The following is a 24,606-nucleotide window of genomic DNA, read 5'->3' as shown; positions in this document are numbered from 1 at the left end:
TCAGGCCTCCTTGCGGGCGACGGCGAAGACGCGGCGGAACGGGAAGGGCGTGCCGTGGGCGGTGTCCGGGTAGGCCGCGCGGAGTGCGGTGCGGTACTCGGCGACGAAGTCCCGGGCGGCCTCCTCGTCGTCGGCGAGCGCGGTGAGCACGGGCCGCAGCCCGGTCCCCTTGACCCAGTCCAGCACCGGATCCGCGCCGGTGAGGAGATGGACGTACGTCGTCTCCCAGACGTCGGCGGCGCAGCCCAGTCCGGTGAGCGCCTCCAGGTAGGCGGCGGGCGCCGAGACCGCGTCGTCGTGCCGCAGGGTTTCCGCGAGGCGGCCCCGCCACCGCGCGGAGTGGGCGAGTTCGCGCATCAGGACATGACTGGGGGCGTCGAAGTTGCCGGGCACCTGGAAGGCGAAGCTGCCCCCGGGCCGCAGCCCGGCGACCCACTCCGCGAACCGTTCCCCGTGCCCCGGCACCCACTGCAGCGTGGCATTGCTGACGATCAGGTCGTACGGCTCGGAGGGCGCCCAGGTCCGTACGTCCGCGTGGGAGAAGTCCAGGCGGCCGCCTCCGACCGTGCGGCCCTCCCACTCGACGTGGGCCTTGTCGAGCATCTCGGGCGAGTTGTCGTAGCCGGTGATGTGCGCGGTGGGCCAGCGTTCGGCGAGCAGGGCCGTGACGTTGCCGGGACCGCAGCCCAGGTCGGCGATACGAGGCTGCTCGCTGGGCAGGCCGGGGACGCGGGCCAGGAGGTCGGTGAAGGGGCGGGCGCGGTGGCCGGCGTGACGCAGGTACTGGGCGGGGTCCCAGGTGGGGGCGGACATACGGGAGCCTCCGGAAGGTGGTGACCGTACAGGACGGGTACCCAGCATCCTCACCGATTTAGCTTGACGTCAAGAGACTCGACATCAAGAGACTTCACGTCGACACAACCACTACACTGATCGTCATGGAGGACGAGGTCGATCGGCTGGTCGCAGCATGGCGCCGGGAGCGCCCGGACCTCGACGTGGAACCGCTCGAGGTGCTCAGCCGGGTGAGCAGGCTGGCCCGGCACCTGGACCGGGCGCGCCGGCTGGCCTTCGCGGAACACAGCCTGGAGCCCTGGGAGTTCGACGTGCTGACCGCGCTGAGACGCGCGGGAACGCCGTACCAGCTCTCGCCTGGGCAGTTGCTGACACAGACCCTGGTCACCTCGGGCACGATGACGAACCGCATCGACCGCCTGGCGAAGAAGGGCCTGGTGGAGCGTCTCCCCGACCCGAGCGACCGCCGCGGTGTACTGGTCCGCCTCACGGACGACGGCAAGGACCGCGCCGACCAGGCCCTGGCCGGCCTGCTGGAGCAGGAGCGCGCGATCCTCGCCGAGCTGTCCCGCGCCCAGCGGAGCGAACTGGCCGGCCTGCTACGCCAGCTGACCGCCCCGTTCGACAACATCCCCGGCTAGATCCACTGGCCCGACCCCGGCCCGGCGCGCGAGCGCGACAGCGGCGAGGGTGGAGTGCACACCCAGCTTCCCGAGGACGTTCTGCATATGCGTCCGCACGGTGTGCGGGGACAGGAACAGCCGCTCGGCGACGGCCTTGCGGCCCAGCCCGGCGACCATGCACCGCAGCACCTCCCGCTCCCTCGGCGTCAGCGACTCGACGAGCCGCTCGCTCTCGGTGCGGTGCTTGCGCGCGGCGGTCAGCTCCCGCAGTACGCCGGTGAGCAGCGCGGGCGGCAGATGGGTCTCGTCGCGCAGCACCCCGCGGATGACGGTCAGCAGCCGGGACAGCGAGCAGTCCTTGGCCACCCACCCGGACGCCCCGGCCTGCAGGGCCAGCGCGGCCCGCCGCGGATCGTCCTTCTCGGCGAGGACGACGATCCGGACAGCCGGCTGCCCGGTCCGGACTCCGGCGACGAGCGAGATGCCGTCGACGAGCCCGTCCTCATTGCCGTCCTGAACGGGCACGGCAGGCCGTACACCTGGCACGTTGCCCCCCAGATCGGCGTCGACGAGCAGCACGTCGAACCGGCGCCCCTCGGCGGCCGCCCGCTCCAGACTGCGCAGCGCGGCCGGACCGCTGCCCGCCGCGGACACGTCGACGTCCGGCTCGGCGGCCAGGGCGGCGGCGAGCGACTCGGCGAAGATGCGATGGTCGTCGACGACCAGGACTCGGATGCGAACCACGAAACCCCCTTCCCCAAGCTCTCGAAGAGCAGGGGATACCTCATCGTCGAAGGACGACACCGGGAGACGGACTCCGGCGCAGGCACGACGCCCGAAGCGAGACGGCCGCACGGCCGCCGCCGTGCAAGGACTGCTACCCCCACTTCGGGCGTCGTACCCGACTTGTCTCGCCCCCTGATCAGCACCGGCCCCCACCGGTGCTGTTCATCAGGGTACGGCCGAGGGCCGGGAGCGGAAGGTAATTTGCAGAACTGGTTGTCCAGCGCGTTTATGGTGTGCCGCATGTTTCGTATCGAGACGGAAGTCGACAGACAACGACGCGATCTGCTCCGCGTCCGGCTGCGGGACACGAACACCGCGGCCTCCTCCGTCATCCGCGCGCTGCGCGGAACCCCAGGTGAACGGGAACTTCCGCTCCATGTGTGGGCGTTGACCGAGGGGAACGAACTGGCGGGCGGACTCGTCGGCCACACCTGGACGACCTGGCTCCATGTGGCCTGCCTCTGGGTCGCCGAGCACCACCGCGGGACAGGGCTCGGTTCGCATGTCCTCGCACACGCGGAGCGGCTGGCCCGCGAGGAACGGGGCTGTACGGCCGTACGCCTGGAGACGTGGGACTTCCAGGCGCCCGAGTTCTACAGGAAGCAGGGGTACGACGTGGTGTGTGTGATCCCCGACTATCCGCCGGGCATCACGGAGTACACGCTGACCAAGCGGCTGGGGTGAGCGTCAGACCGCTTCCGGCAGGTGCGGCGGGGTCCAGACGCACGGCCCGCTCCGGTTTTGCTCGGGAGTCGGTGCCGGACCCCGACGACGCGGGCAGCGGGCGTGGGGATACCTCTAGCGGCAGCGGCCTTACGGGGGTGAGGGCACCCGCCCCCACCCCCGTACCGCTACTTCACGCGCCGTGCCCCCGCCGCCGGCACCGCCGCGAACACGCGCGGCGCCGTGAAGCCGGCCGCCGCGAAGGCCTCCTCGACCGACTTGGTGATCGCCTCCACGTCGGCGGCCTCCGCGAGCACGATCGCCGAGCCGCCGAAGCCGCCGCCGGTCATGCGGGCGCCGAGGGCGCCGGAGGCCAGGGCCGTGTCGACGACGAGGTCCAGCTCCGGGCAGGAGATGCGGAAGTCGTCCCGCAGGGAGGCGTGGCCCGCGACCAGCACCGGCCCGATCGCCCGCGTCTCACCCGACTCCAGCAGCGAGACGACGTGCTCCACGCGCTGGTCCTCGGTGACGACGTGGCGCACCAGCCGCCGTACCTCTTCGTCGTCGCCCAGCCGCTCCAGCGCCGCGTCCAGCTCGTCGTAGGCCACGTCCCGCAGCGCGTCGACGCCCAGCAGGGCGGCGCCCTTCTCGCAGCCGGCGCGGCGCTTGCCGTACTCGCCCTCGCTGTGGGAGTGCTTGACCTGCGTGTCGACGACCAGCAGGCGCATGCCCTCGGCGGCCAGGTCGAAGGGGATCTGCTTCTGCGACAGGTCCCGCGTGTCGAGGAACAGGGCGTGGCCCTGCTCGCAGCACGCGGACGCGGTCTGGTCCATGATCCCGACGGGTGCACCGACGTAGACGTTCTCGGCGCGCTGGCAGAGCCGGGCCAGCTGCCAGCCCTTGAGCCCGAGTTCGTACAGGTCGTTCAGCGCCAGGGCGACGACGACCTCCAGCGCCGCCGACGAGGACAGTCCCGCGCCCGCCGGCACGGTCGAGGCCAGGTGGATGTCCGCGCCGGTCACGGCATGTCCGGCTTCCCGCAGCGCCCAGACCACACCCGACGGGTACGCGGTCCAGTTCTTGTCCGACTGCGGCTCGAGCGCGTCGACCCGCAGCTCGACGACGCCACCCTCGACGTCCGCCGAGTGCAGCCGCAGGACGCCGTCCGCACGCCGTGAGACGGCGGCGACCGCGGTGTGCGGCAGGGCGAACGGCATGACGAAGCCGTCGTTGTAGTCGGTGTGCTCGCCGATCAGGTTGACCCGGCCCGGCGCCGCCCACACCCCCTCGGGCCCGGCCCCGTACAGCTCCTCGAACCGCTCGGCGACAGCCTCGCTCATCCCTGCCCCTGACCTTTCCGTACCACGTACCTAGTTGCCGCGCCGCTGCGCGAATTCCCACGCGTCCGCCACGATCCCCGCGAGGTCCGCGCGGGACGGGTTCCAGCCGAGCCGTTCACGGGCCGTCTGCGCCGACGCCACGAGCACCGCCGGGTCGCCGCCCCGGCGCGGAGCCACGACCTCGGGGACCGGATGCCCCGTCACCTGCCGCACCGTCTCGATGACCTCGCGGACGGAGAAGCCGTTGCCGTTGCCCAGGTTGCAGATCAGGTGCTCGCCCGGAACAGCGGCATCCAACGCGAGGAGGTGGGCGTCCGCCAAATCGGCGACGTGGATGTAGTCACGCACGCACGTGCCGTCCGGCGTCGGATAGTCGTCGCCGAAGACGGAGATCGCATCCCGCCTCCCCTGCGCGACCTGGAGGACCAGCGGGATGAGGTGCGACTCGGGATCGTGCCGCTCGCCCTGCTCCCCGTACGCACCGGCGACGTTGAAGTACCGCAGCGACACGGCACCCAGACCATGGGCGGCCGCCTCACCGGTGATCATGTGGTCGACGGCGAGCTTGGAGGCACCGTACGGATTCGTCGGCTGCGTCGGCGCGGACTCGACGATCGGCACCTGCTCGGGCTCGCCATAGGTGGCCGCCGTGGACGAGAAGACGAGCTTGCGCACGCCGGCCTCACGCATGGCGCCGAGGAGCGCCATGGTGCCGCCGACGTTGTTGTCCCAGTACTTCTCGGGCTTGACGACGGACTCGCCGACCTGCGAGAAGGCGGCGAAGTGCAGCACGGCGTCGAAGGAGGAGTCCAGCCACTTGGCGGCGTCACGGATGTCACCCTCCACGAAGGACGCCCCGGCGGGCACACCCTCCCGGAACCCGGTGGAGAGGTTGTCGAGAACGACGACCTCGTGCCCCGCCTCGATCAGGTGCTGAGCGACGACACTGCCGACGTACCCCGCGCCACCGGTGACCAGGTACTTCCCACTCATGAACTCGCTACCTCTCGCAGTCGCTCGGCCGCGCGCTCCGGCGGCACGTCGTTGATGAACACGTTCATGCCGGACTCGGAACCCGCGAGAAACTTCAGCTTGCCGGAAGTGCGGCGGATGGTGAAAAGCTCGAGGTGAAGCGCGAAGTCCTCACGCTGGACACCCTCGAACTCCTCCAGCGAGCCGAACGGTGCCTGATGCCAGGCGGCGATGTACGGCGTAGGAGGTTCACCCTCACCAAAAATCCGGTCGAAGCGCCTCAAGAGTTCCAGATACACCTTGGGGAACTCTGTGCGCGCGTCCTCGTCCAGCCCGAGCAGATCGGGCACCCGGCGCTTCGGATACAGGTGGACCTCGTACGGCCAGTGCGCGGCGTACGGCACGAAGGCCACCCAGTGTTCACCCTCGAGGACGACCCGTTCACCGGCGAGTTCGCGCTCCAGGACGGCATCGAAGAGGTTCTCCCCGCCGGTGGCGTCCTTGTGGGCCGCGAGAGAACGCAGCATCAGCGCCGTACGCGGGGTGGTGAAGGGGTAGGCGTAGATCTGCCCGTGCGGATGCCCCAGCGTCACACCGATCTCGGCACCGCGGTTCTCGAAACAGAACACCTGCTCCACGGAGGGCAGATGCGACAGCTCGGACGTCCGGTCGGTCCACGCCTCCAGCACCAGCCCCGCCTGCTCCTCGGTCAGATCACCGAAGGAGGCGTTGTGGTCGGAGGTGAAGCAGACGACCTCGCACCGCCCCGAGTCACCGGCAAGCGAGGGAAACCGGTTCTCGAACACGACAACGTCGTACGACGAGTCCGGAATCTCGCTCAGCCGCTCACCCTGCGAGGGGCACAGCGGACACTCGTCGGCCGGCGGGTGGTAGGTCCGCCCCTGCCGGTGCGAGGCGACGGCGACCGAGTCGCCGAGCAGCGGATCCCGGCGCACCTCGGACGTGGTGACGGTCCGCTCCAGCGGCCGCCGGTCCACGGCGTCCCGCACGGTGTCGTCGCGCAGGTCGTAGTAGATGAGCTCACGACCGTCGGCCAGCCGGGTCGAGGTCTTCTTCACGCCGGACTCCTCATTCGAGCCACTCTGATCATCAAACAGAACTCAACACATCGAAACACAACTCCCCACAACCGTCAACATCACAATCAAACAAAGAGCATCACCAGACGTGTCGATCACTGAACGCGCAGGCATAGGTTCCGCCACGAACTGGCTCGACCATCGAACCAGTGGTTGCCCTGGCAGGGGCCGGGCCGGCGGCGTGGCTGTTCCGCCGCAGAGCGCGGCAACGCGCAGACAGTGCCGCTCAGGGAAATGTGATCAAGGTTCCCTGATAGGCCCCTCGGGGATGGCCTGGGAGCCCCGGACCAAGGCCGGTGCGAGGCAGAAACGGCAGGCGGCCCAGGCCAGAACGGCATGCGTGAACAGCCGGAATCGCGGCATGGATCCTGCTGGCCAGCCAGCAGGATCGGCATGGCGATGAAAACCCTCCCCGTGGCGACGGTCTCCCCCCGGTGGTCTCCCCCCGGTCAGGACTCCGGCCCTGTCCCCGTCTCCGGCTGTGCGTGCGGCACAGGCCCCGCCCGATCCAGCAACCCCGTACGCGCCGCCAACGCCGCCGCCTCCAGCCTCGACCCGACCCCCAGCTTCATCAGGACCCGCTGGACATGGGTCCGGGCAGTCGACGGGGCGATGCCCATGCCCGCCGCGATCAGGCGGGTGTCCTCGCCGTCAGCAACCCGGACCAGGACCTCCACCTCCCGCGGCGTCAGCATCTGAAGGAGCCGCTGCCCCTCGTCGTCCGGCTGGGCCGCCGGATTGAGCAGTTCACTGAACGCGCCCTGAAGGAGCTGCGGCGCCACCGCCGCCTCCCCCGCCCGCGCCTTCATGATCGCCCGCTCGACGCCCTCAATACGCTCGTCATGCCGCACATATCCCGACGCCCCCGCCGCGAACGCCGCCGCGATCCCGCGAGGGCTCGGCACCGGCCCCAGCACCAGCACCGCCACCTGCGGCCGCTCCCGCTTGATCTTCACCACCGGGTCGAACATCCCCGGCTCGGCCGGCGTGGCCGTACCCAGCAGGCACACCTCAGGCGCACGGGCGATCACCAGCTCCGCCGCACCCGCGGCGGGCGCCGCCGCGGCCAGCACCCGGTGTCCCCGCAGCTTCAGCGCCGAGGCCAACGCCTCGGCGAGCAATCGGTGGTCATCGACCACCATCAGCCGCACTCCCATCGAGCAACCCCCCAGTCCCCCCAATGGATCCCCTCGGATACCGCCGCACTATGGATGCCCATTGGTCCGCGCGGACAGAAGCCCCCTCCCGGCTCCCCGCCCTTCATGCCCCCGGAAGCTACACGCTTGTTCGACGTTGCGCTCCCCCTACCGGTGAGAAGTGCCCCGGATCGACGGAGTTTCTGGCTTTCCCCGCATTCGAGGGTGATGAGCGGTACGTGCACGGCCCCGTCCCTGAACAGGAACGGGGCCGTCGTCACGACCATGGGCGATGGTTCGTCAGCCCGTCGCTCCGAACGCGATCACGTGGTACTTCTTCTGGTTGGAACTGCCCAGTTCGCTCGCGAACTTGGCAGACATGTACAGCCGCCCCTGCGCATAGACGAGCTCGGCGTAATCCGGAGACATCCGGGTCTCCACATCCCGTACCGCCTTCGCGGCCGGATTCTCCAGCAGCTTCGTCTCCTTGAAGCTCCCACCGTCGATGCTGACGATCTGCCCGCCCTTGTCGTACGGCGGACGCTTGTAGGCGATCACGTTGCCGCCGTCCATCCGCAGCGGCGTGATGGTGTACCTGTCGCCCGCGTCCGCACGCTGCCCGGTCTGCTTGCCCGTGGCCAGGTCGAAGGCGACGATCTCGTTGGTCCGGCCGAACTCGCCGCCGCCGTCGTGCTGGTCGGTCTCCACGTAGAGACGGTCGTTGCCGACCACGATTCCCGTGCAGGCTTCGATCGTGGTGACGCCGGAGCAGCGGGCCGCGTACTTGTCGGCCGGCACGGAGATGCGGATGCGCAGCTTGCCGGTCTTGTTGTCGATCGAGAAGGCGTCCGTGATGCCGACGGCACCCTCGACGTCGCCGACCTTGGCGGCCACGACGAGCGGCTCGGTGGACACCACGCTGGCGTACTCGATGCCCTCGGCCATCTTGTACTCGGAGATCACCGTCCCGGACTTCGGGTCGAGGGTCTGGATGCGCAGCTGGGGCTGGTCGTAGGAGCCGCACTTGCCGACCGCGACCAGCTTCTCGCCGCCGGCGTACCCGAGGTCGTAGCAGTCGGCGTCGGCCTTCGGGGTCCACAGCGGCTTGCCGGTCTCGACGTCGAACCCGGCGCCGCCGCCGGTGCCGCCGGCGGCGACGGTGCCGCCGCTGACAGTGATGTTGTCGTAGCGGATCGGCTCGCCCTCGACCTCGGCGGTCTTCGTCCACAGCTTCTTGCCGGCGTCGAGGTCGATCGCCGCGACCTGGGTACAGCCGTGTGAGGGCTTCGCCTTGGTCGGCTTCGCGGGTTGGAAGGCGATGGCCGTGAGGTTGTCCTCGGTGGTGTGCTTACTGGCCTGGCAGACGGGGCCCGGCAGCGGGATCGTCCACAGCTTGGTGCCCTTTTCGGGGTCGTAGCCGACGATCTCGGAGACGCCGCTCTTGACGTACGCCTTGTCGGTCAGCCACGAGCCGGCCACGTCGATGCTGGTGTCGTCGTCGACATCGGGCGCCGGTACCTGGAAGAGGACCTGGGAGTTGGGGTCGGCCGGCACCTTCTCCTTGCCGGGGGTGGTGGCGCCGCCGCCCCCGTTGTCGTTGTCCCCGCCGCCGGTGCCACCGCTGGAGCCGGCGGTGTCGTCCTTGCCGCCTTCGTCACCTGACTTCGCGTACAGCACGCCACCGCCGATGACCAGCGCGATGGCCAGGACGGCCGCCACGATGACGGCCAGCCGCGTGTTGGCCTTCCGCCCGCCACCGGCCGGCCCGGCGGGCTGGGGGTGCAGCGGCATGCCCGGCTGCGGATAGCCGTAGCCGGGCTGCTGCCCGTACGGATTCGGCGGCTGACCGTACGCACCGGGCTGCTGCCCGTACGCATGGGGCTGCTGCCCGGGATAGCCGTACCCGGGCGGAGGAGTCTGCGCGACTCCCTGGGGAGCCTGAGGTGCCTGCGGGTAGCCGTACCCCGGCGCCCCTCCGGCCGGCGGGCCCGGCGGCGCCTGCGGAGGCTGTGCGGGCGGCTGCGCAGGTTGCTGCGGCGGCTGGGGCGCGCCGAAGCCGCCGCCCCCCTGCTGCTGGGGCGGCTGGTCCTGCGGCGGGCCGAACCCTCCCCCGGGCGGGGGCTGGTGGGGCGGCGGCTGGGTCATGGCGTGGGTACCTCAGGGAAGGGGAGCGGCGGACGCGGTGGGGACTGCGGGGAAGGGGACAGCGGGCGCACGCCTCACTTGCCGAAGGCGAGCATCAGCTTCTCCTTCGCCTCGTCGTTGCCGGTCAGCCGCGCGCTCGCGAGGTAGAAGCGCCCGTCGACCCAGTCGTACACCCGGGAGAAGAAGCCGTTCTCGATCCGCGCGGCGCCCGCCGGGTTCTGCAGCAGCTTCGTCGGCTGGTGGCTGCTGCCGGTGACCGGGATCGACAGCACCTGGCCGCCCGCGTCGTACGACGGCTTGACGTAGGCGATGAGCTTGCCGTCCTCGACCTTCATGGGCAGCATCGGCTCGTCCGCCGGGGACTTGACGCGCCACTTCTCCTTGCCGTCGGCGAGGTTGATCGCGACGATCTCGTTGGCCGTGGAGATCGCCTTGGTGGGCAGGTAGAGCGTGTCGGCGTCGGCCGCCGCACCGGCGCAGCCCCCCAGGTTGCGCTCGAGGATGGCCCAGCCGCACTGGACGCCGATGTCGAGGTCGACGCCGACCTGCGAGCGGAACTTGCCGCCGGAGCCGAAGGTGGAGATGTTCCACCCCTTCTTGTCCTCGTTGGTGCTGTAGACGACCAACGGGTCGATGGAGAAGAGGCGCGCGATCTTCCAGCCCTTGTCCATCTTCTGCGTCCACTTGGCCTTACCCGTCGCCGGGTCGAGCTCCTGGATCTCGTCGTGCTCGTTGGTGCCGGTGGCGTCGCAGGACGCCACGGCGATCAGCTTCTCACCGCCCGCGAACGCGTCCGGGAAGCACTTGTCGCCGTACCGCTTCTTGTCCCACAGTTTGTCGCCGGTGTTGACGTCGTACGCCGTGCCGGACTGCGAGCGGCCCGCCATCAGCGTCTTGCCGGTGATGGACAGTTCGACCTTGAGCGTGCTGTCGAACAGTCCGCTGCTGGAGACCGTGTCCTTCCAGCCCTTGGCGCCGGTGTTGAGGTCGACCTGCTGGAGCTGGTTGCACTTGGCGCGGTCGCTGCTGCCGCTCTCGTACGCCACGACGATCTTGTTGTCGGACGACTTCTGCGGGGTGACCGAGCAGATCTTCTGCGGGAAGGTGATCGGGGCCCAGGCCTCCTCGCCGTCACCGACGTTGAAGGCGAAGAGCTGCTTGTACGCCACCTTCACCGCGGCCCTGTCGGTGATCCACAGACCGGGCGCGTCGGCGCCGGACTTGGGCGCGTCGGGCGCGTCCTTGTACCAGAGCACCTTCGCCTCACCGGCCTGGCGGCCCCCGTTGAGGTTCTCCGGGTCGGCGCCGCCTTCGCCGCTGCCGCTGCCGGTGCCGGTCGGGGACGCGGAGACCTTCGGGTCGTCGCTCCCCTGGGCGACCGGCTTCTTCGGGTCGTCGTCGCCGCCGCTGGTCACCGCGAACACGGTGCTGCCGATGACGACCAGCGCCGCGACCGCGGCGCCGATGGCGAGGCCGGGCTTGCCCTTGAAGGGGTTGCGCGAGCCGGAGCCCGGGGTGCCGGGCGCGCCCGGGTACTGCGACTGGGGCGGGAAGCCGTAACCGGGGGCGGGCTGCTGGCCGTAGGGCCCGGGCTGCTGCGGATAGCCGTACGGTCCCGGCTGCTCCTGCGGCTGCCCGTACGGGCCGGACGGGTACGCGCCCGGCTGCTGCGGGTGCCCGTAGCCGGGCTGTTGCGGGTAGCCGTAGCCGGACTGCGGGGCGCCGGGCGGCGGGCCCTGCGGGGGCGGCGGCGCCTGGGGCGGGCCCTGGGGCGGCGGGGGTGCCTGGGGGGCGCCCTGCGGCGGGGGCGGGGTCTGCGGCGCAGGCTGCTGCGGGGGCTGCGGTGCGCCGAAGCCACCCTGCCGTGGGTCCTGCGGTGCGCCGAAACCGCCCTGGGGCGGCTGGTTGGGCGGCTGGCTCATGAGCTGGTTCCCCCTTGTGACCGATGTGGTGCCGCGCCCTGTGCCGTCGCGTTTCCGCCACACCAGCGGTTCTCAGACTGTTCTCAGACGGACCTTTCTATCACTCGGGACCGACAACACAGCGGGCCGCATCCTCCCCTGTTCCCAAGGGAGGACCGGCCCGTGATGCCCTCGTTACGCGCCTTCACGCCCCCTTCACGTGACGCGCGCGCCGCCTTTCGAGCGGCCTTCGGCGCTACGCGTCCTCCGCCAGTTCCAGCCAGCGCAGCTCCAGTTCGTCCCGCTGACCGGCCAAGTCCCTTAGTTCGGCGTCGAGTTCGGCGACCTTCGCGAAGTCGGTGGCGTTCTCGGCGATCCGGGCGTGCAGCTTGGTCTCCTTCTCGGCGACCTTGTCGAGCTGACGCTCGATCTTCTGCAACTCCTTCTTGGCGGCGCGCGAGTCGGCGGAGCTCTTCTCCGGGGTCGCCTTCTCGGCGACGGGGGCGGCCGCTGCGGCCGCTTCCTCCATCCGGCGGCGCCGCTCCAGGTACTCGTCGATACCGCGCGGCAGCATCCGCAGGGTGGCGTCGCCGAGCAGGGCGAACACCCGGTCGGTGGTCCGCTCGACGAAGAACCGGTCGTGGGAGATGACGACCATCGACCCGGGCCAGCCGTCGAGGACGTCCTCCAGCTGCGTCAGGGTCTCGATGTCGAGGTCGTTGGTGGGCTCGTCGAGGAAGAGGACGTTGGGCTCGTCCATGAGGAGCCGGAGCAGCTGCAGCCGCCGCCGCTCACCACCGGACAGGTCGCCGACGGGCGTCCACTGCTTGTCCTTGTTGAACCCGAAGGTCTCGCAGAGCTGCCCGGCCGTCATCTCGCGCCCCTTGCCGAGGTCGACGCGCTCCCGCACCTGCTGCACGGCCTCCAGCACCCGGGTGGCCGGGTCGAGTTCGGTGACCTCCTGCGACAGATAGGCGAGCTTGACGGTCCTGCCCACGGCGATCCGCCCGCCCACGGGCTGTGTCTCGCCCTCGCTGCGGGCGGCCTCGGCCATGGCCCGCAGCAGCGAGGTCTTGCCGGCGCCGTTCACCCCGACGAGGCCGATCCGGTCGCCGGGGCCGAGCTGCCAGGTGACGTGCTTGAGGAGCACCTTGGGGCCGGCCTGGACGGTGACGTCCTTGAGGTCGAAGACGGTCTTGCCGAGCCTTGAGGAGGCGAACTTCATCAGCTCGCTGCTGTCCCGGGGCGGCGGTACGTCCGCGATGAGCTCGTTGGCTGCCTCGATACGGAAGCGCGGCTTGGACGTACGGGCGGGCGCGCCGCGCCGCAGCCACGCCAGCTCCTTGCGGACCAGGTTCTGCCGCTTGACCTCTTCGGTGGCGGCGATGCGCTCGCGCTCGGCGCGGGCGAAGACGTAGTCGGAGTAGCCGCCCTCGTACTCGTACACGTCGCCGCGCTGGACGTCCCACATGCGCGTGCAGACCTGGTCGAGGAACCACCGGTCGTGGGTGACGCACACGAGCGCGGACCGCCGCTCCCGCAGATGCTGGGCGAGCCAGGCGATGCCCTCGACGTCGAGGTGGTTGGTGGGCTCGTCGAGGACGATCAGGTCCGGCTCGTCGATGAGCAGCTTGGCGAGCGCGATCCGCCGCCGCTCGCCGCCGGAGAGGGGCCCGATGACGGTGTCGAGGCCCTGCGGGAACCCGGGCAGGTCGAGCCCGCCGAAGAGCCCGGTAAGGACGTCTCTGATCTTGGCGTTGCCGGCCCACTCGTGGTCGGCCAGGTCGCGGATGACCTCGTGCCGGACGGTCGCCTCGGGGTCGAGGGAGTCGTGCTGGGTGAGGACGCCGAGCCGCAGCCCGCCGGAGTGCGTGACGCGCCCGGTGTCGGCCTCCTCCAGCTTGGCCAGCATCCGGATCAGGGTCGTCTTGCCGTCACCGTTCCGTCCGACGACCCCGATGCGGTCCCCTTCGGAGACGCCGAGCGAGATGCCGTCGAGCAGGGCACGGGTGCCGTACACCTTGCTGACGTTCTCGACATTGACCAGATTGACGGCCATTTTTCTCCTGCCCAGGGGGATCGGTCAGCCTCCCAGCGTAATGCGCGCCGGTCGGTGACCGATCCCGGGCAGGTCACCGCAGGTCAGCGGGCTGCGGCCGCCCTGACCTCGGTAAGGAGGTCGTACATCGTCTGGCCGGGGCACTCGGTGGCCATCCAGTCGCGGTGGCCGCTGACGGTGTCGACGTCCTTCGTCGCGCCGTTGACCGGGTTGACGAAGGTGGTCTGCCCGGCGGGGTCCAGGCCCTTGAAGCGGGAGATCACCTTGATCAGCCGGGTCAGCGCGGACTTGGCCGCGTCCGTCGGACCGCGGTCGTTCAGCGTGCCCAGGAGGGCGATGCCGAGGTTGCCGGAGTTGAAGCCGCCGGTGTGGAAGCCGGTGACGACGTTGCCGTCCTTGTCGAAGGCCGGGACTACGTCGTCGCCGGAGTAGCGGCCCTCGTAGAGGGTGCCGGCCTCGTCGATGAGGAAGTGGTAGCCGATGTCGCCCCAGTCGTTGGTGATCGCGTGGAACTCGTAGATCGCGCGGACCGTGGCGGCCGGGTCGGGGTCGTCGTTCGGCGTGGCGGTGTGGTGGACCGTGATGGTCTGCAACGGGTAGTAGGTCTCCGGCGAGTTGACCGTGCCGTCCGCCTTGAACCGCTTCGACTCGTCGGCGCCCCATGCCGGGCGCGAGAGGTAGCCGACGCCACGCACGCGTGTCGGCTCCGAGGGCACCTTGAAGGTGCGGCCGGGGCCGTCGGTGGTGTCGATCGCCAGCGAGCGCAGGCCGGACACACCGGCCTCGGCCTTGACCTCGTACGCGGTGGCGTTGCCGGCCGCCACCAGGGCCGTGCCGCCGCCCTCGACGGTCGCGCAGCCGCCGGTCGCCGACAGCCAGTCGCCATCCGCGAGCCGGATGGCGGCGCCGTCCTTCGCGCCGCTCCAGCGCAGGCCGACGTAGGAGGCGGCAATCGCGGTGGTGGCCTCGCCGGTGCCGGTGGCGGCCTCGGTCCGGGTCGTGGGGAACTTCTCCGGCGTCGTACCGGGGTCACCGGATCCGGACGACGTGCTGCCCTTGTCGTCGGACTCGTTCGCGGCGAAGACCACCGGGGTCAGCGCGGCACCGGCGGCCACGGCGCCGGCGGCGCCGATCATGCCGCGACGCGAGAGCGGCCGCTTCCTGCGGTGGGAGGGGGTGGGGGATTCGGACACGGAAGTGTCCCCTTCCAGCTGTACGCATGACGGGAGCCCCGCCGGAAACCTCACGACGGGCACTTGAAACATCAAGGGACCCTAGTCGCCCCACGCGCCCCATCCGTACTCCGAAAGCAGTATTTCCCTGTGGAGATCGCGCAAAGATGCGGTTACGAGAGGGAGATGGGGTTTACGCCCGGGAGGTGGCCGGCTGGAGGTGCCCGGCCGGCGTCCGTTACGCGGACAGCACCGTCGCCCCCGCCGCCGGCCCCGCCGCCGTACGCACCGACCGGCAGGTTCCGGACGCCGTCAGCCCCTCGGCCACCTTCGCCGCCGACTCGGGATCGCGGGTCAGGAACGCCGTCGTCGGACCCGACCCGGAGACCAGCGCCGCGAGCGCACCGGCGGCCCGGCCCGCGGCGAGGGTGTCGGCGAGCTCCGGGAAGAGGGAGAGGGCGGCGGGCTGCAGGTCGTTGGAGACGGCGGCGGCGAGCGCGCCGGGGTCGCCGTCCGCGAGGGCGTCCAGGAGCGCCTCGGAGGCGACGGGCTCGGGGATGTCACGCCCCTCCGCCAGCCGGTCGAACTCCCGGAAGACGGCCGGCGTGGACAGCCCGCGCCCGGCCATCGCGAACACCCAGTGGAAGCTCCCGCCGACCTCCAGCGCACGGAGCTTCTCCCCGCGCCCGGTCCCGAGCGCCGCCCCGCCCACCAGGCTGAACGGCACGTCGCTGCCCAACTCGGCGCAGATGTCGAGCAGTTCCTCGCGGGAGGCGTGCGTGCCCCACAGCGCGTCGCACGCCAGGAGCGCGCCCGCGCCGTCCGCGCTGCCGCCCGCCATACCGCCCGCCACCGGGATGTCCTTGGCGATGTGGATGTGCACGGCGGGCTCCCCGAGACCGCGGCGCTCCGCGAGGACGAGCGCCGCCCGCGCCGCCAGGTTCGTCCGGTCGAGGGGGACCTGGTGGGCGTCCGGCCCCGCGCAGGTCACGCGCAGTTCGTCGGCGGGCGACACGGTGACCTCGTCATGGAGGCCGACCGCGAGAAAGACGTTGGCCAGGTCGTGGAAGCCGTCCGGGCGGGCGGCGCCCACCGCGAGCTGGACGTTGACCTTGGCTGGGACGCGCACGGTGACGCTCACGGCTGGGCCTGCTCCTCGGTCTCGGCGCCGGCTTCCTTGTGTTCGGCGATGCGCGCGAACTCCTCGACGGTCAGCGACTCGCCGCGCGCCTGCGGCGAGACCCCGGCGGCGACGAGGGCCGCCTCGGACGCGGCCGCGGAACCCGCCCACCCGGCGAGCGCGGCCCGCAGGGTCTTGCGGCGCTGCGCGAACGCCGCGTCGACGACGGCGAAGACCTCACGCTTGGAAGCGGTCGTCTTGACCGGCTCGGTCCGGCGGACGAGCGAGACCAGCCCGCTGTCGACGTTCGGCGCGGGCCAGAAGACACTGCGGCCGATGGAGCCGGCCCGCTTGACCTCCGCGTACCAGTTGGCCTTCACCGACGGCACGCCGTACACCTTCGAACCGGGCGGCGCGGCCAGCCGGTCGGCGACCTCGGCCTGCACCATGACGAGGGTGCGCTCGATGGTCGGGAAGGTGTCGAGCATGTGCAGCAGCACGGGCACGGCGACGTTGTACGGCAGGTTCGCGACCAGCGCGCTCGGGGCCGGGCCCGGCAGCTCGGCCACGTGCATCGCGTCGGAGTGCACCAGCGCGAACCGGTCCGCGCGCTCCGGCATGCGCGCCGCGACGGTGGCGGGCAGCGCGCCCGCCAGTACGTCGTCGATCTCGACGGCGACGACCCGCTCCGCCACCTCCAGCAGGGCCAGCGTGAGGGACCCGAGCCCCGGGCCGACCTCGACGACCACGTCGTCGGGGCGGACCTCCGCGGTGCGGACGATACGGCGGACGGTGTTCGCGTCGATCACGAAGTTCTGGCCGCGCTGCTTGGTGGGGCGTACGCCGAGGGCGGCCGCCAGTTCACGGACGTCGGCGGGGCCCAGAAGGGCGTCGGGGGAGGGGCTGCTCACGGCGACAAGGGTACGGGGCGGCACGGGGCCGCCGCTCACCCGTGCAGCCGCGCCCCGCAGTGCGGCCAGGGACTGGCCCCGTGCCGCACGTACAGCTTCTTCGCCCGGAACGTCTGCTCCGCCGCCGGCGCGTCCTGCGGCCGTCCGGTGCCGCCGAGGCTCCGCCAGGTCTGCGTGTCGAACTGGTACAGCCCGCCATACGTCCCCGAGGGATCCACCGCGTCCGCCCGCCCCCCGGACTCACACGCCGCGAGCCCCTGCCAGTTCAGGTGGTCGGCGCCCTGCACGGACGTCGGCAGCGGCTTCGTCCCCACCTTCACCACCTGCGTCCGCGGCTCCCGCACCAGCTCGGACTTGGTCCACTGCGGCTTCTGCTTGACGCCGTTGACGGTGCGCAGGGAGTAGGTGACCCTCCTGAGCCCCGCCTGTCCGGCCCGCTCGACGACCTCGGTGCCCCGGAACAGCCCGGGATCCTCGGTCCGGCGCACCTCGAAGGGGATCGGCTCCTCACGGACCTCCCTGCTGCCGCTGATCCTCAGCACGGTGACCGTCTGCCCGTCGCGCGGGAAGCTTCCGGGCGCGACCGAGGTGGTGTCCTGGCCGCGCAGTGCGATGCCTGCCTGCTCGACCGCCTCGCGCACGGTCGCGGCGTTCGTGCGGATGGTGCGCGCCCGACCGTCCGCCATGATCGTCACGGACCGCTCGGTGCGCACGTCGAGCGTGAGCCCGGCGCGCCCGATCCGCAGGGAGCGCGAAGCGGACAGGTACGCCCCCTCCACACGCACCCCCATCTGCTTGAGCGCCCCCTCCACCGTGCGTGCCGTGGTCCACACCTCGCGCTGGTGCCCGTCGAGCGTGATCCGCACGGGGCGCCCATAGCGCACCGCGATCTCGTCACCGCTGGTGAGCTCGGTACCGGGGGCGGGTGCGACGACATCGTGCGCCCCCACCTCGACACCTTCCTCCGCCAGCAACTCGCTCACGTCGTCCGCGAAGGTGTGCAGGGTGCGCGGCTTGCCGTCGACGCTCAGCTCGATCGTCTTGTCCTCGGCGACGAACGCGGTGGTGCCGCCGGCCAGGAACGCCACGACCAGCGCCTGCGGCAACAGCCGACGCATGGGCCCGTCCACCCGCTCGGCGCTCTGCGCCTCACGCCGGCGCGCGGCCCGCCGCCCCACTCCGGCGCGCGGAACAGGCACGGGCGCGGGCGCCCGGTCGACCGCCACACTCCCGCCCTGGCGCGGGAGCGCTGCGTCTCCGAGCGCGTAGGCGGGCGCGTGGCCGGGCTCGCCGCCGAGGGTGCCGCCCGCCTCGCGGGCCGTCTCGTAAGCCGGCGCGTAGGTGTCCGCGTACGCCCCGCTCATCCCGTACACACCCGGCGCCCCGACCAACCCGTGCGCCCCCTCCATGCCATACACCCCGTAGCCGTACTGCGGGGGCTGGTACTCGGGTCTCGGTCCCGGGTCGGGGTCGGGGTCGGGGTCGGGGTCGGGGTCGTAGGGATCGTCAGGGCCGTACGTCTCGAACGTCTGGTACTGCGGGTTGCTGTTCACGCCGACACGCTCCAGGGGCCGGAGGGGTCCAGAGGGGTCCGGATCGGGCCCACAGAACCTAGCGGAGCGGGGGTGACTCTCCAAAGCGGCGCGACTACACACGGTCGCGACCGTGTCCGAGGTGAACCCTTGCGAGCGTTGTCGGCCGGTTATGCGTCAGTAGCCGAAGGCATGCGCCGTGTTCGCGCCGAGGGCGGTCGCCAGCGCGTCCTCGTCGAGGCCTCGTACGGCGGCCATCGCGCGCACCGTGACCGGAATGAGGTAGGGGGCGTTGGGCCGTCCGCGGTACGGGACCGGGGTGAGGAAGGGGGCGTCGGTCTCCACGAGGAGGAGCTCAAGGGGCGCCACGGCCACGGCGTCGCGGAGGTTCTGGGCGTTCTTGAAGGTGACGTTGCCGGCGAAGGACATGTAGTAGCCGGCGCGGGCGCAGATCTCGGCCATGTCCGCGTCGCCCGAGTAGCAGTGGAAGACCGTGCGCTCGGGGGCGCCCTCCTCCTTCAGGACGCGCAGCACGTCCGCGTGGGCGTCGCGGTCGTGGATGACCAGGGCCTTGCCGTGGCGCTTGGCGATCTCGATGTGGGCGCGGAAGGAGCGTTCCTGGGCCGCCTTGCCCTCGGGGCCCGTGCGGAAGTAGTCGAGTCCCGTCTCGCCGACGCCCTTGACCTGCGGCAGCGCGGCCAGCCGGTCGATCTCGGCGAGCGCTTCGTCGAGCCCGGCGTCCCCGCCCGGTTCGCGTGCCCCCTGCCGGGACCAGCCGTCGGGGTCGCCGTGCACGATGCGCGGGGCCTCGTTCGGGTGCAGGGCGACGGCCGCGTGGACGGCGTCGTACGTCGCCGCCGTCTCGGCCGCCCACCGCGAGCCGCGGACGTCGCAGCCCACCTGCACGACCGTCGTCACGCCCACCGCCGCGGCCTTCGCGAGCCCCTCCGCCACCGTGTCCGACTGCATGTCGAGGTGGGTGTGGGAGTCGGCGACAGGCACCCGGAGGGGTTCCGGGAGCGGCGGGGCCGCGTTCTTGTCGGAGGACGCGGCGGAGGCGTTCGAAGGCATGCCCCGATCCTACGAAAGGGGCATGCCCGCGCGGTCGGCGCCCGGGTCAGCTCGCCCCGCGCTGGAACGGGTGCAGGAGATCGGACAGATGCCAGTGGTGGTGCTCCTTCGGCGCGGGCGCCCCGGTGTCCGCGCCGGTGTCCGCGCCCTCCGCGGTACGGCTGCGCGGCACCTTGCGGTGCATCCGCTCCACCGCGTCGTGCACCGACGAGACCCGCCCCGGCCGCATGATCCGTACGACGTGGTTCTCGCAGTTGGGACAGGTCGGCCTGCTCAGCGGGGACGGCACGACCTGGCCGTTGGCCACGTACATGACAAACTCGCGGCCGTCGGCGTCCGTGTGGTGCTCGATCTCGTACGACTGCTCCCAACCGTGCCCGCAGCGCATGCAGGCGAAGGAGTACGACTCGTGAACGACGGCCGTCGCCGCACTGCGGAGGCCGGTGGTCTGCCCTGCGATCTCACTCATGCCAGCTCCAGTTGTCCGCTGGAGGGACGGGTACGCCCCTCACCCCAGTGGACGCCTCCACCGACGCGAACGCAGCAGGCCTGTCGAGTGTTGGCGGCGTTTTGGCGGTTCCTTGCCAAAAGGCCCTGGCGGCCCGGCCTGAGCTTTGCCTTCCACGACAACCCTTTGCCCACCCATGGGGCGCAAGGCGCCCCCAAAGGGGCGCGGGGAACTGCGCGACCAGCCACAACGGACCCCCCCAGCCCGCAGCGAACCCCACCCCCCAACGGGGCTACCCGGTAACGGCCTCACCCCGCGGAGTGCTTCGCCGCCACCACCGCGTCGAACACCTCCCGCTTGGGCACCCCCGCATCCGCCGCCACCGCGGCGATCGCCTCCTTGCGCCGCTCCCCCGCCTCCTCCCGCACTCGCACCCGCCGCACCAGCTCCGCGGCGTCGATCTCCTCGGCACCCTTCTCCGGCGCCCCTTCGACGACGACGGTGATCTCGCCGCGCACGCCCTTGGCCGCCCACGCGGCCAGCTCACCGAGCCCGCCCCGCTTGACCTCCTCGTACGTCTTGGTCAGCTCCCGGCAGACGGCGGCCCGCCGCTCGGCGCCGAACACCTCGGCCATCGCGGCGAGGGTGTCGTCGAGCCGGTGCGGGGCCTCGAAGTAGACGAGCGTCCGGCGTTCCCCGGCGACCTCCCGCAGCCGCGACAGCCGCTCCCCGGCCTTGCGCGGCAGGAACCCCTCGAAGCAGAACCGGTCGACGGGCAGCCCGGACAGCGCGAGCGCGGTGAGCACGGCGGACGGCCCGGGGACGGCGGTGACCCGGACGTCCTTCTCGACGGCGGCGGCGACCAGCCGGTACCCGGGGTCGGAGACGGACGGCATCCCCGCGTCGGTGACGAGCAGCACACGCGCGCCGCCCAGGAGCTCCTCGACGAGCTCCGGCGTACGAGCCGTCTCGTTGCCCTCGAAGTACGACACCACGCGCCCCTTGGGTGTCACCCCGAGCGCCTGTGTGAGCCTCCGCAGCCGCCGCGTGTCCTCGGCGGCGACGACGTCGGCACCGGCCAGTTCCTCCGCGAGCCGGGGCGGGGCGTCCGCGATGTCGCCGATGGGCGTGCCTGCCAGTACGAGGGTTCCAATCACGCTCCCATCCTCGCAGGGACGGCCGGAGGCAAACGCATCCGCACGCTTACACGACATGCACGGGACTCACACAGCGCCGTTCCCTACGATGGCGCGGTGACCAGTACCGCGTCCTCCACGGACACCCGGCAGGACCAGGCACCGCATGAGCAGCGGCCGTCGTGGCAACAGCGGCTGCGCCGTTTCGGCTACACGGCGCGGCCCAGAAGCGACGTACGCGACCGGCTCGTGCCGCCGTACGCGCAGCCCAGCCCGCGTCTGTGGGCGGTGCTCGGGCTGCCGAAGGCGCTGACCGAGCGGCTCGTGCGCTGGTCGGCGTGGGTCGGGCCGCTGCTGGTGACGCTGCTGGCGGGTGTGCTGCGGTTCTGGAACCTGGGCAGCCCGAAGGCCGTGATATTCGACGAGACGTACTACGCCAAGGACGCCTGGGCGCTCGTCCACCGCGGCTTCGAGGTCAACTGGGACAAGAAGGCCAACGACCTCATCCTCTCCACGAACGGCCATGTCCCGCTCCCGACGGACGCGGCGTACGTCGTGCATCCGCCGGTCGGCAAGTACGTCATCGGGCTGGGCGAGCTGATGTTCGGGTTCACCCCGTTCGGCTGGCGGTTCATGACGGCGCTGCTCGGGACCCTGTCCGTGCTGATGCTGTGCCGGATCGGGCGCCGTGTCTTCCGCTCCACCTTCCTCGGCTGCCTCGCGGGCACGCTGATGGCGGTGGACGGGCTGGCGTTCGTGATGGCCCGTACGTCGCTGCTCGACGGCGTGCTGATGTTCTTCGTGCTGGCGGCGTTCGGCTGTCTGGTGATCGACCGGGACAAGGCCCGGGAGAAACTCGCGACCGCGCTGCCGGCCGACGCGGAGGGCCGGGTCCGGCCGCACGCGTACACCGCCGAGAACACCACCTTCGGCCTGCGCCCCTGGCGCTGGACGGCCGGTCTGATGCTGGGCCTGGCCATCGGCACCAAGTGGAACGGCCTCTACTTCCTGGCCGCCTTCGGCATCATGGCCGTGCTGTGGGACGTCGGCTCCCGCCGCGTCGCCGGCGCCCGCCGCCCGCACCTCGCGGTGGTGAAGCACGATCTGGGGCCTGCCGTCCTGGCCACCGTGCCGGTCGCGATCGTCACGTACATCGTGTCGTGGACGGGCTGGATCCTCTCCGCCACGAACGGCAGCGGCGGCTACTACCGCAACTGGGCGGCCACCGACGGCAAGGACAGCAGCTGGTCGTGGCTCTTCCCCGACTGGTGGCGCAGCCTGTGGCACTACGAGCACCAGGTGTACGAGTTCCACGTCGGCCTGTCGTCCCCGCACACGTACCAGTCCAACCCGTGGAGCTGGATCGTCACCGGCCGCCCGGTCTCGTACTTCTACGAGTCCCCCTCCCCCGGCAAGGACGGCTGCCCCGCCGACGCGGGCGAGAAGTGCGCGCGTGAGGTCCTGGCGATCGGCACGCCGCTGCTGTGGTGGGTGGCCGCCTTCGCACTCCTGTACGTCCTGTGGCGCTGGCTGTTCCGCCGCGACTGGCGGGCCGGCGCCATCGCCTGCGGCATCGTGGCCGGTTATCTGCCCTGGTTCTTCTACCAGGAGCGGACGATCTTCTTCTTCTACGCCGTGGTCTTCCTGCCGTTCCTGTGTCTGGCGGTGGCGATGCTGCTCGGCGCGATCGTCGGGCCGCCGGGGTCGAACGACACCCGGCGGGTGGCGGGGGCGACGGGGGCCGGCGTGCTGGTGCTGCTGATCGCCTGGAACTTCATCTACTTCTGGCCGCTGTACACGGGGACGGCGGTGCCGATCGACTCCTGGCGGTCGCGGATGTGGCTGGACACCTGGGTCTGAGGATTCGCGACCGGGGTGCACCCCCTCGGCCGATCTCTCTTCGGACAACAAAAGGAAACACCTCTCACAGTTTTCGCTCACGCCTCTTACAGTGCGGAAGACTGGAAAACGGGGAGGGGATCCACCTCATGGGCAAGGGGGTCAAGGTCACCGTCATCGGCGGGGTGTTCGCCGTGATGGTGGGCGGTGCCGGTTACGGCGCCTACAACATCGTGTCCGCGCTGAACGGCGGCGGTGCGAGCGGAGCGGCGTCGCCGAAGAAGAGCGGGCCGCCGAGCAGTGACGAGATCGAGGAGACGGCGGAGAAGTTCTTCGCGGCCTGGGAGAAGGGCGAGGCCGTGACCGCGGCGTCGTACACGAACAACGACGGGGCGGCCAGGCCGTTGCTGACCGCGTACGGCGAGGACGCCGGCATCACCGGGGTGAAGATCACGACCGGGACGGTGAGCGGCGCCACCGTGCCGTTCACGGTGCAGGCGAAGGTGTCGCACGACGGGACGTCCAAGCCGCTCACCTACAAGAGCGAGCTGACCGTCGTGCGCGGCGTGACCACCGGGCGGGCGCTCGTCGACTGGAAGCCGTCCGTGGTCCATCCGCAGCTGAAGCAGGACGACACGCTGGTCACGGAGGCGGCGTCGAATCCGCCGATCGAGGCCGTGGACCGCGACGGCACGGTGCTGACGAAGGCCAAGTACCCGTCCCTGGGCCCGATCCTGGACCAGCTGCGCGCCAAGTACGGCGACAAGGCGGGCGGTAAGCCCGGTGTCGAGCTGGTGATCCGGCACCCGGCCGACGGCGCCCCGGACACCTCGCTGCTGACCGTCACCGAGGGCGAGCCCGGCAAGCTGCGCACCACGCTCAGCGCGGGCGTGCAGGCGGCGGCCGAGAAGGCGGTCAAACAGTACGCCGAGTCGTCGGTGGTGGCGGTGAAGCCGAGCACCGGTGAGGTGCTGGCCGTGGCCAACCACCGCGAGGACGCCTTCAACGCGGCCTTCGAGGGCAAGGTCGCCCCCGGCTCCACGATGAAGATCATCACCGCCGCGATGCTCATCGACAACGGCGTGACCTCGATGAACGGCCCGGCGCCCTGCCCGTCGACAGCGACCTGGCAGAGCCAGACCTTCAACAACCTGCCGGGCCTCGAACCCAACGAGACGTCGAGCGCCACGCTGGCCGACACCTTCATGCGTTCCTGCAACACGGGCTTCATCAAGCTCGTCGACGAGAAGCCGCTGACCGACGCCTCGCTGACGGCGGAGGCCGAGGAGCGGTTCGGGCTTCGCGGCGACAACTGGAAGACCGGTATCACCTCCTTCGACGGCAACGTCCCGGCCTCCGCCGGCCCGGACCGCGCGGCCAACGCCATCGGCCAGGGCCAGGTCCAGATGAACCCGCTGACCATGGCGTCGGTGACGGCCACCGCGATGACGGGCGAGTTCCGCCAGCCGTACCTGGTGTCGCCGGAGCTCGACGACCGGGAACTGGCCACCGCCCGGGGGCTGCGGGCCGACACGACCGCGCAGCTGAAGCAGATGATGCGGCTCACCGCGACACAGGGCACCGCCGCGAAGATCATGGCAACGCTGGGCGGCGACATCGGTGCGAAGACCGGTACCGCCGAGGTCGACGGGCAGACCGCCAACAGCTGGTTCACCGGCTTCCGCAATGATGTGGCCGCCGCGGCCATGACGGAGCAGGGCGGACGGGGAGGTGACGCGGCGGGCCCGATCGTACGGGCCGTACTGGCGGCGGGTGGCTGAACTCACCCGCACAGGACGGGACTCTAGGGTGGTTGCCGTCGTTGACTGAGGTGCATGAGGACAACGGGGACCCTGG

General features: G+C 71.1%; 20 protein-coding genes. 4 read left to right on the top strand and 16 right to left on the bottom strand.

Annotated elements, in window-relative coordinates; genetic code table 11:
• Positions 1–813, bottom strand: a complete 813-nt coding sequence (locus AQJ91_RS22190) for a trans-aconitate 2-methyltransferase (RefSeq protein WP_067024514.1) — start codon at positions 811–813, stop codon at positions 1–3.
• Between the two features lie 125 nt (positions 814–938).
• On the opposite strand from AQJ91_RS22190, the gene tamR reads away from it, so the two are divergent.
• On the top strand, positions 939–1,436 hold the full coding sequence (gene tamR, locus AQJ91_RS22185; RefSeq protein WP_067024511.1) for a MarR family transcriptional regulator TamR: 498 nt from the start codon (positions 939–941) through the stop codon (positions 1,434–1,436).
• On the opposite strand, the gene AQJ91_RS22180 is transcribed toward tamR, so the two are convergent.
• Positions 1,395–2,162 (bottom strand): LuxR C-terminal-related transcriptional regulator, encoded by a 768-nt coding sequence (locus AQJ91_RS22180; protein WP_067024508.1) that lies wholly within the window; start codon positions 2,160–2,162, stop codon positions 1,395–1,397. The genes tamR and AQJ91_RS22180 overlap by 42 nt on opposite strands.
• Before the next feature lie 270 nt (positions 2,163–2,432).
• Here AQJ91_RS22180 and AQJ91_RS22175 point away from each other — a divergent pair, with 270 nt between their 5' ends.
• A complete protein-coding gene (locus tag AQJ91_RS22175) occupies positions 2,433–2,888 on the top strand; it encodes a GNAT family N-acetyltransferase (protein WP_079085116.1) in 456 nt (151 codons plus the stop codon).
• 167 nt (positions 2,889–3,055) lie between these two features.
• Here AQJ91_RS22175 and galK read toward each other — a convergent pair whose 3' ends face one another.
• The 14 genes from galK to rsmI all read right to left on the bottom strand — a co-directional run bounded on the left by galK (position 3,056) and on the right by rsmI (position 20,931).
• Positions 3,056–4,207 (bottom strand): galactokinase, encoded by a 1,152-nt coding sequence (gene galK, locus AQJ91_RS22170; RefSeq protein WP_067024505.1) that lies wholly within the window; start codon positions 4,205–4,207, stop codon positions 3,056–3,058.
• A 30-nt stretch (positions 4,208–4,237) separates the two neighbouring features.
• Positions 4,238–5,200 (bottom strand): UDP-glucose 4-epimerase GalE, encoded by a 963-nt coding sequence (gene galE / locus AQJ91_RS22165; protein ID WP_067024503.1) that lies wholly within the window; start codon positions 5,198–5,200, stop codon positions 4,238–4,240.
• Positions 5,197–6,258 (bottom strand): galactose-1-phosphate uridylyltransferase, encoded by a 1,062-nt coding sequence (gene galT, locus AQJ91_RS22160; protein WP_067024501.1) that lies wholly within the window; start codon positions 6,256–6,258, stop codon positions 5,197–5,199. Before galT ends, galE begins: the two co-directional genes overlap by 4 nt.
• 470 nt (positions 6,259–6,728) lie before the next feature.
• Positions 6,729–7,436: a helix-turn-helix transcriptional regulator gene (locus AQJ91_RS22155; protein ID WP_079085115.1), complete on the bottom strand. Its 708-nt coding sequence runs from the start codon at positions 7,434–7,436 to the stop codon at positions 6,729–6,731.
• Positions 7,437–7,715: 279 nt separating this feature from the next.
• Complete coding sequence (locus AQJ91_RS22150; RefSeq protein ID WP_079085114.1) at positions 7,716–9,560, bottom strand: outer membrane protein assembly factor BamB family protein; 1,845 nt, start codon at positions 9,558–9,560, stop codon at positions 7,716–7,718.
• Between the two features lie 74 nt (positions 9,561–9,634).
• Positions 9,635–11,482: an outer membrane protein assembly factor BamB family protein gene (locus AQJ91_RS22145; protein WP_067024494.1), complete on the bottom strand. Its 1,848-nt coding sequence runs from the start codon at positions 11,480–11,482 to the stop codon at positions 9,635–9,637.
• A 235-nt stretch (positions 11,483–11,717) separates the two neighbouring features.
• The gene (locus AQJ91_RS22140; protein ID WP_067024492.1) at positions 11,718–13,520 is read right to left on the bottom strand and encodes an ABC-F family ATP-binding cassette domain-containing protein; all 1,803 of its coding nucleotides are present in this window, start codon (positions 13,518–13,520) and stop codon (positions 11,718–11,720) included.
• A gap of 83 nt (positions 13,521–13,603) precedes the next feature.
• Positions 13,604–14,713, bottom strand: a complete 1,110-nt coding sequence (locus AQJ91_RS22135; RefSeq protein ID WP_324618018.1) for a peptidoglycan recognition protein family protein — start codon at positions 14,711–14,713, stop codon at positions 13,604–13,606.
• Between the two features lie 217 nt (positions 14,714–14,930).
• Positions 14,931–15,833 carry a 4-(cytidine 5'-diphospho)-2-C-methyl-D-erythritol kinase gene (locus AQJ91_RS22130; protein ID WP_067024486.1) on the bottom strand — a complete coding sequence of 301 codons (903 nt, stop codon included), beginning with the start codon at positions 15,831–15,833 and terminating at the stop codon, positions 14,931–14,933.
• Positions 15,830–16,723 carry a 16S rRNA (adenine(1518)-N(6)/adenine(1519)-N(6))-dimethyltransferase RsmA gene (gene rsmA, locus AQJ91_RS22125; protein ID WP_067024857.1) on the bottom strand — a complete coding sequence of 298 codons (894 nt, stop codon included), beginning with the start codon at positions 16,721–16,723 and terminating at the stop codon, positions 15,830–15,832. Before rsmA ends, AQJ91_RS22130 begins: the two co-directional genes overlap by 4 nt.
• A 35-nt stretch (positions 16,724–16,758) precedes the next feature.
• Positions 16,759–18,132, bottom strand: coding sequence for a ubiquitin-like domain-containing protein (locus AQJ91_RS22120; RefSeq protein WP_324618020.1), 1,374 nt, complete (start codon positions 18,130–18,132; stop codon positions 16,759–16,761).
• Positions 18,133–18,432: 300 nt separating this feature from the next.
• Positions 18,433–19,326 carry a TatD family hydrolase gene (locus AQJ91_RS22115; protein ID WP_067024480.1) on the bottom strand — a complete coding sequence of 298 codons (894 nt, stop codon included), beginning with the start codon at positions 19,324–19,326 and terminating at the stop codon, positions 18,433–18,435.
• Positions 19,327–19,372: 46 nt separating this feature from the next.
• Positions 19,373–19,795: a hypothetical protein gene (locus AQJ91_RS22110; protein WP_067024477.1), complete on the bottom strand. Its 423-nt coding sequence runs from the start codon at positions 19,793–19,795 to the stop codon at positions 19,373–19,375.
• Positions 19,796–20,082: 287 nt separating this feature from the next.
• Positions 20,083–20,931 carry a 16S rRNA (cytidine(1402)-2'-O)-methyltransferase gene (rsmI, locus tag AQJ91_RS22105; protein ID WP_067024474.1) on the bottom strand — a complete coding sequence of 283 codons (849 nt, stop codon included), beginning with the start codon at positions 20,929–20,931 and terminating at the stop codon, positions 20,083–20,085.
• Between the two features lie 96 nt (positions 20,932–21,027).
• On the opposite strand from rsmI, the gene AQJ91_RS22100 reads away from it, so the two are divergent.
• Together AQJ91_RS22100 and AQJ91_RS22095 are read left to right on the top strand one after the other, a co-directional pair.
• A complete protein-coding gene (locus AQJ91_RS22100; protein ID WP_067024472.1) occupies positions 21,028–22,770 on the top strand; it encodes a dolichyl-phosphate-mannose--protein mannosyltransferase in 1,743 nt (580 codons plus the stop codon).
• 128 nt (positions 22,771–22,898) lie between these two features.
• Positions 22,899–24,530, top strand: a complete 1,632-nt coding sequence (locus AQJ91_RS22095) for a penicillin-binding transpeptidase domain-containing protein (RefSeq protein WP_067024469.1) — start codon at positions 22,899–22,901, stop codon at positions 24,528–24,530.
• Positions 24,531–24,606: the final 76 nt, after the last annotated feature.

This window comes from Streptomyces dysideae (assembly GCF_001514305.1).
GTDB classification, from domain to species: Bacteria; Actinomycetota; Actinomycetes; order Streptomycetales; family Streptomycetaceae; genus Streptomyces; species Streptomyces dysideae.
Note: the sequence above shows the minus strand (reverse complement) of the source record. Positions and strands in the feature narration are given on the sequence as shown.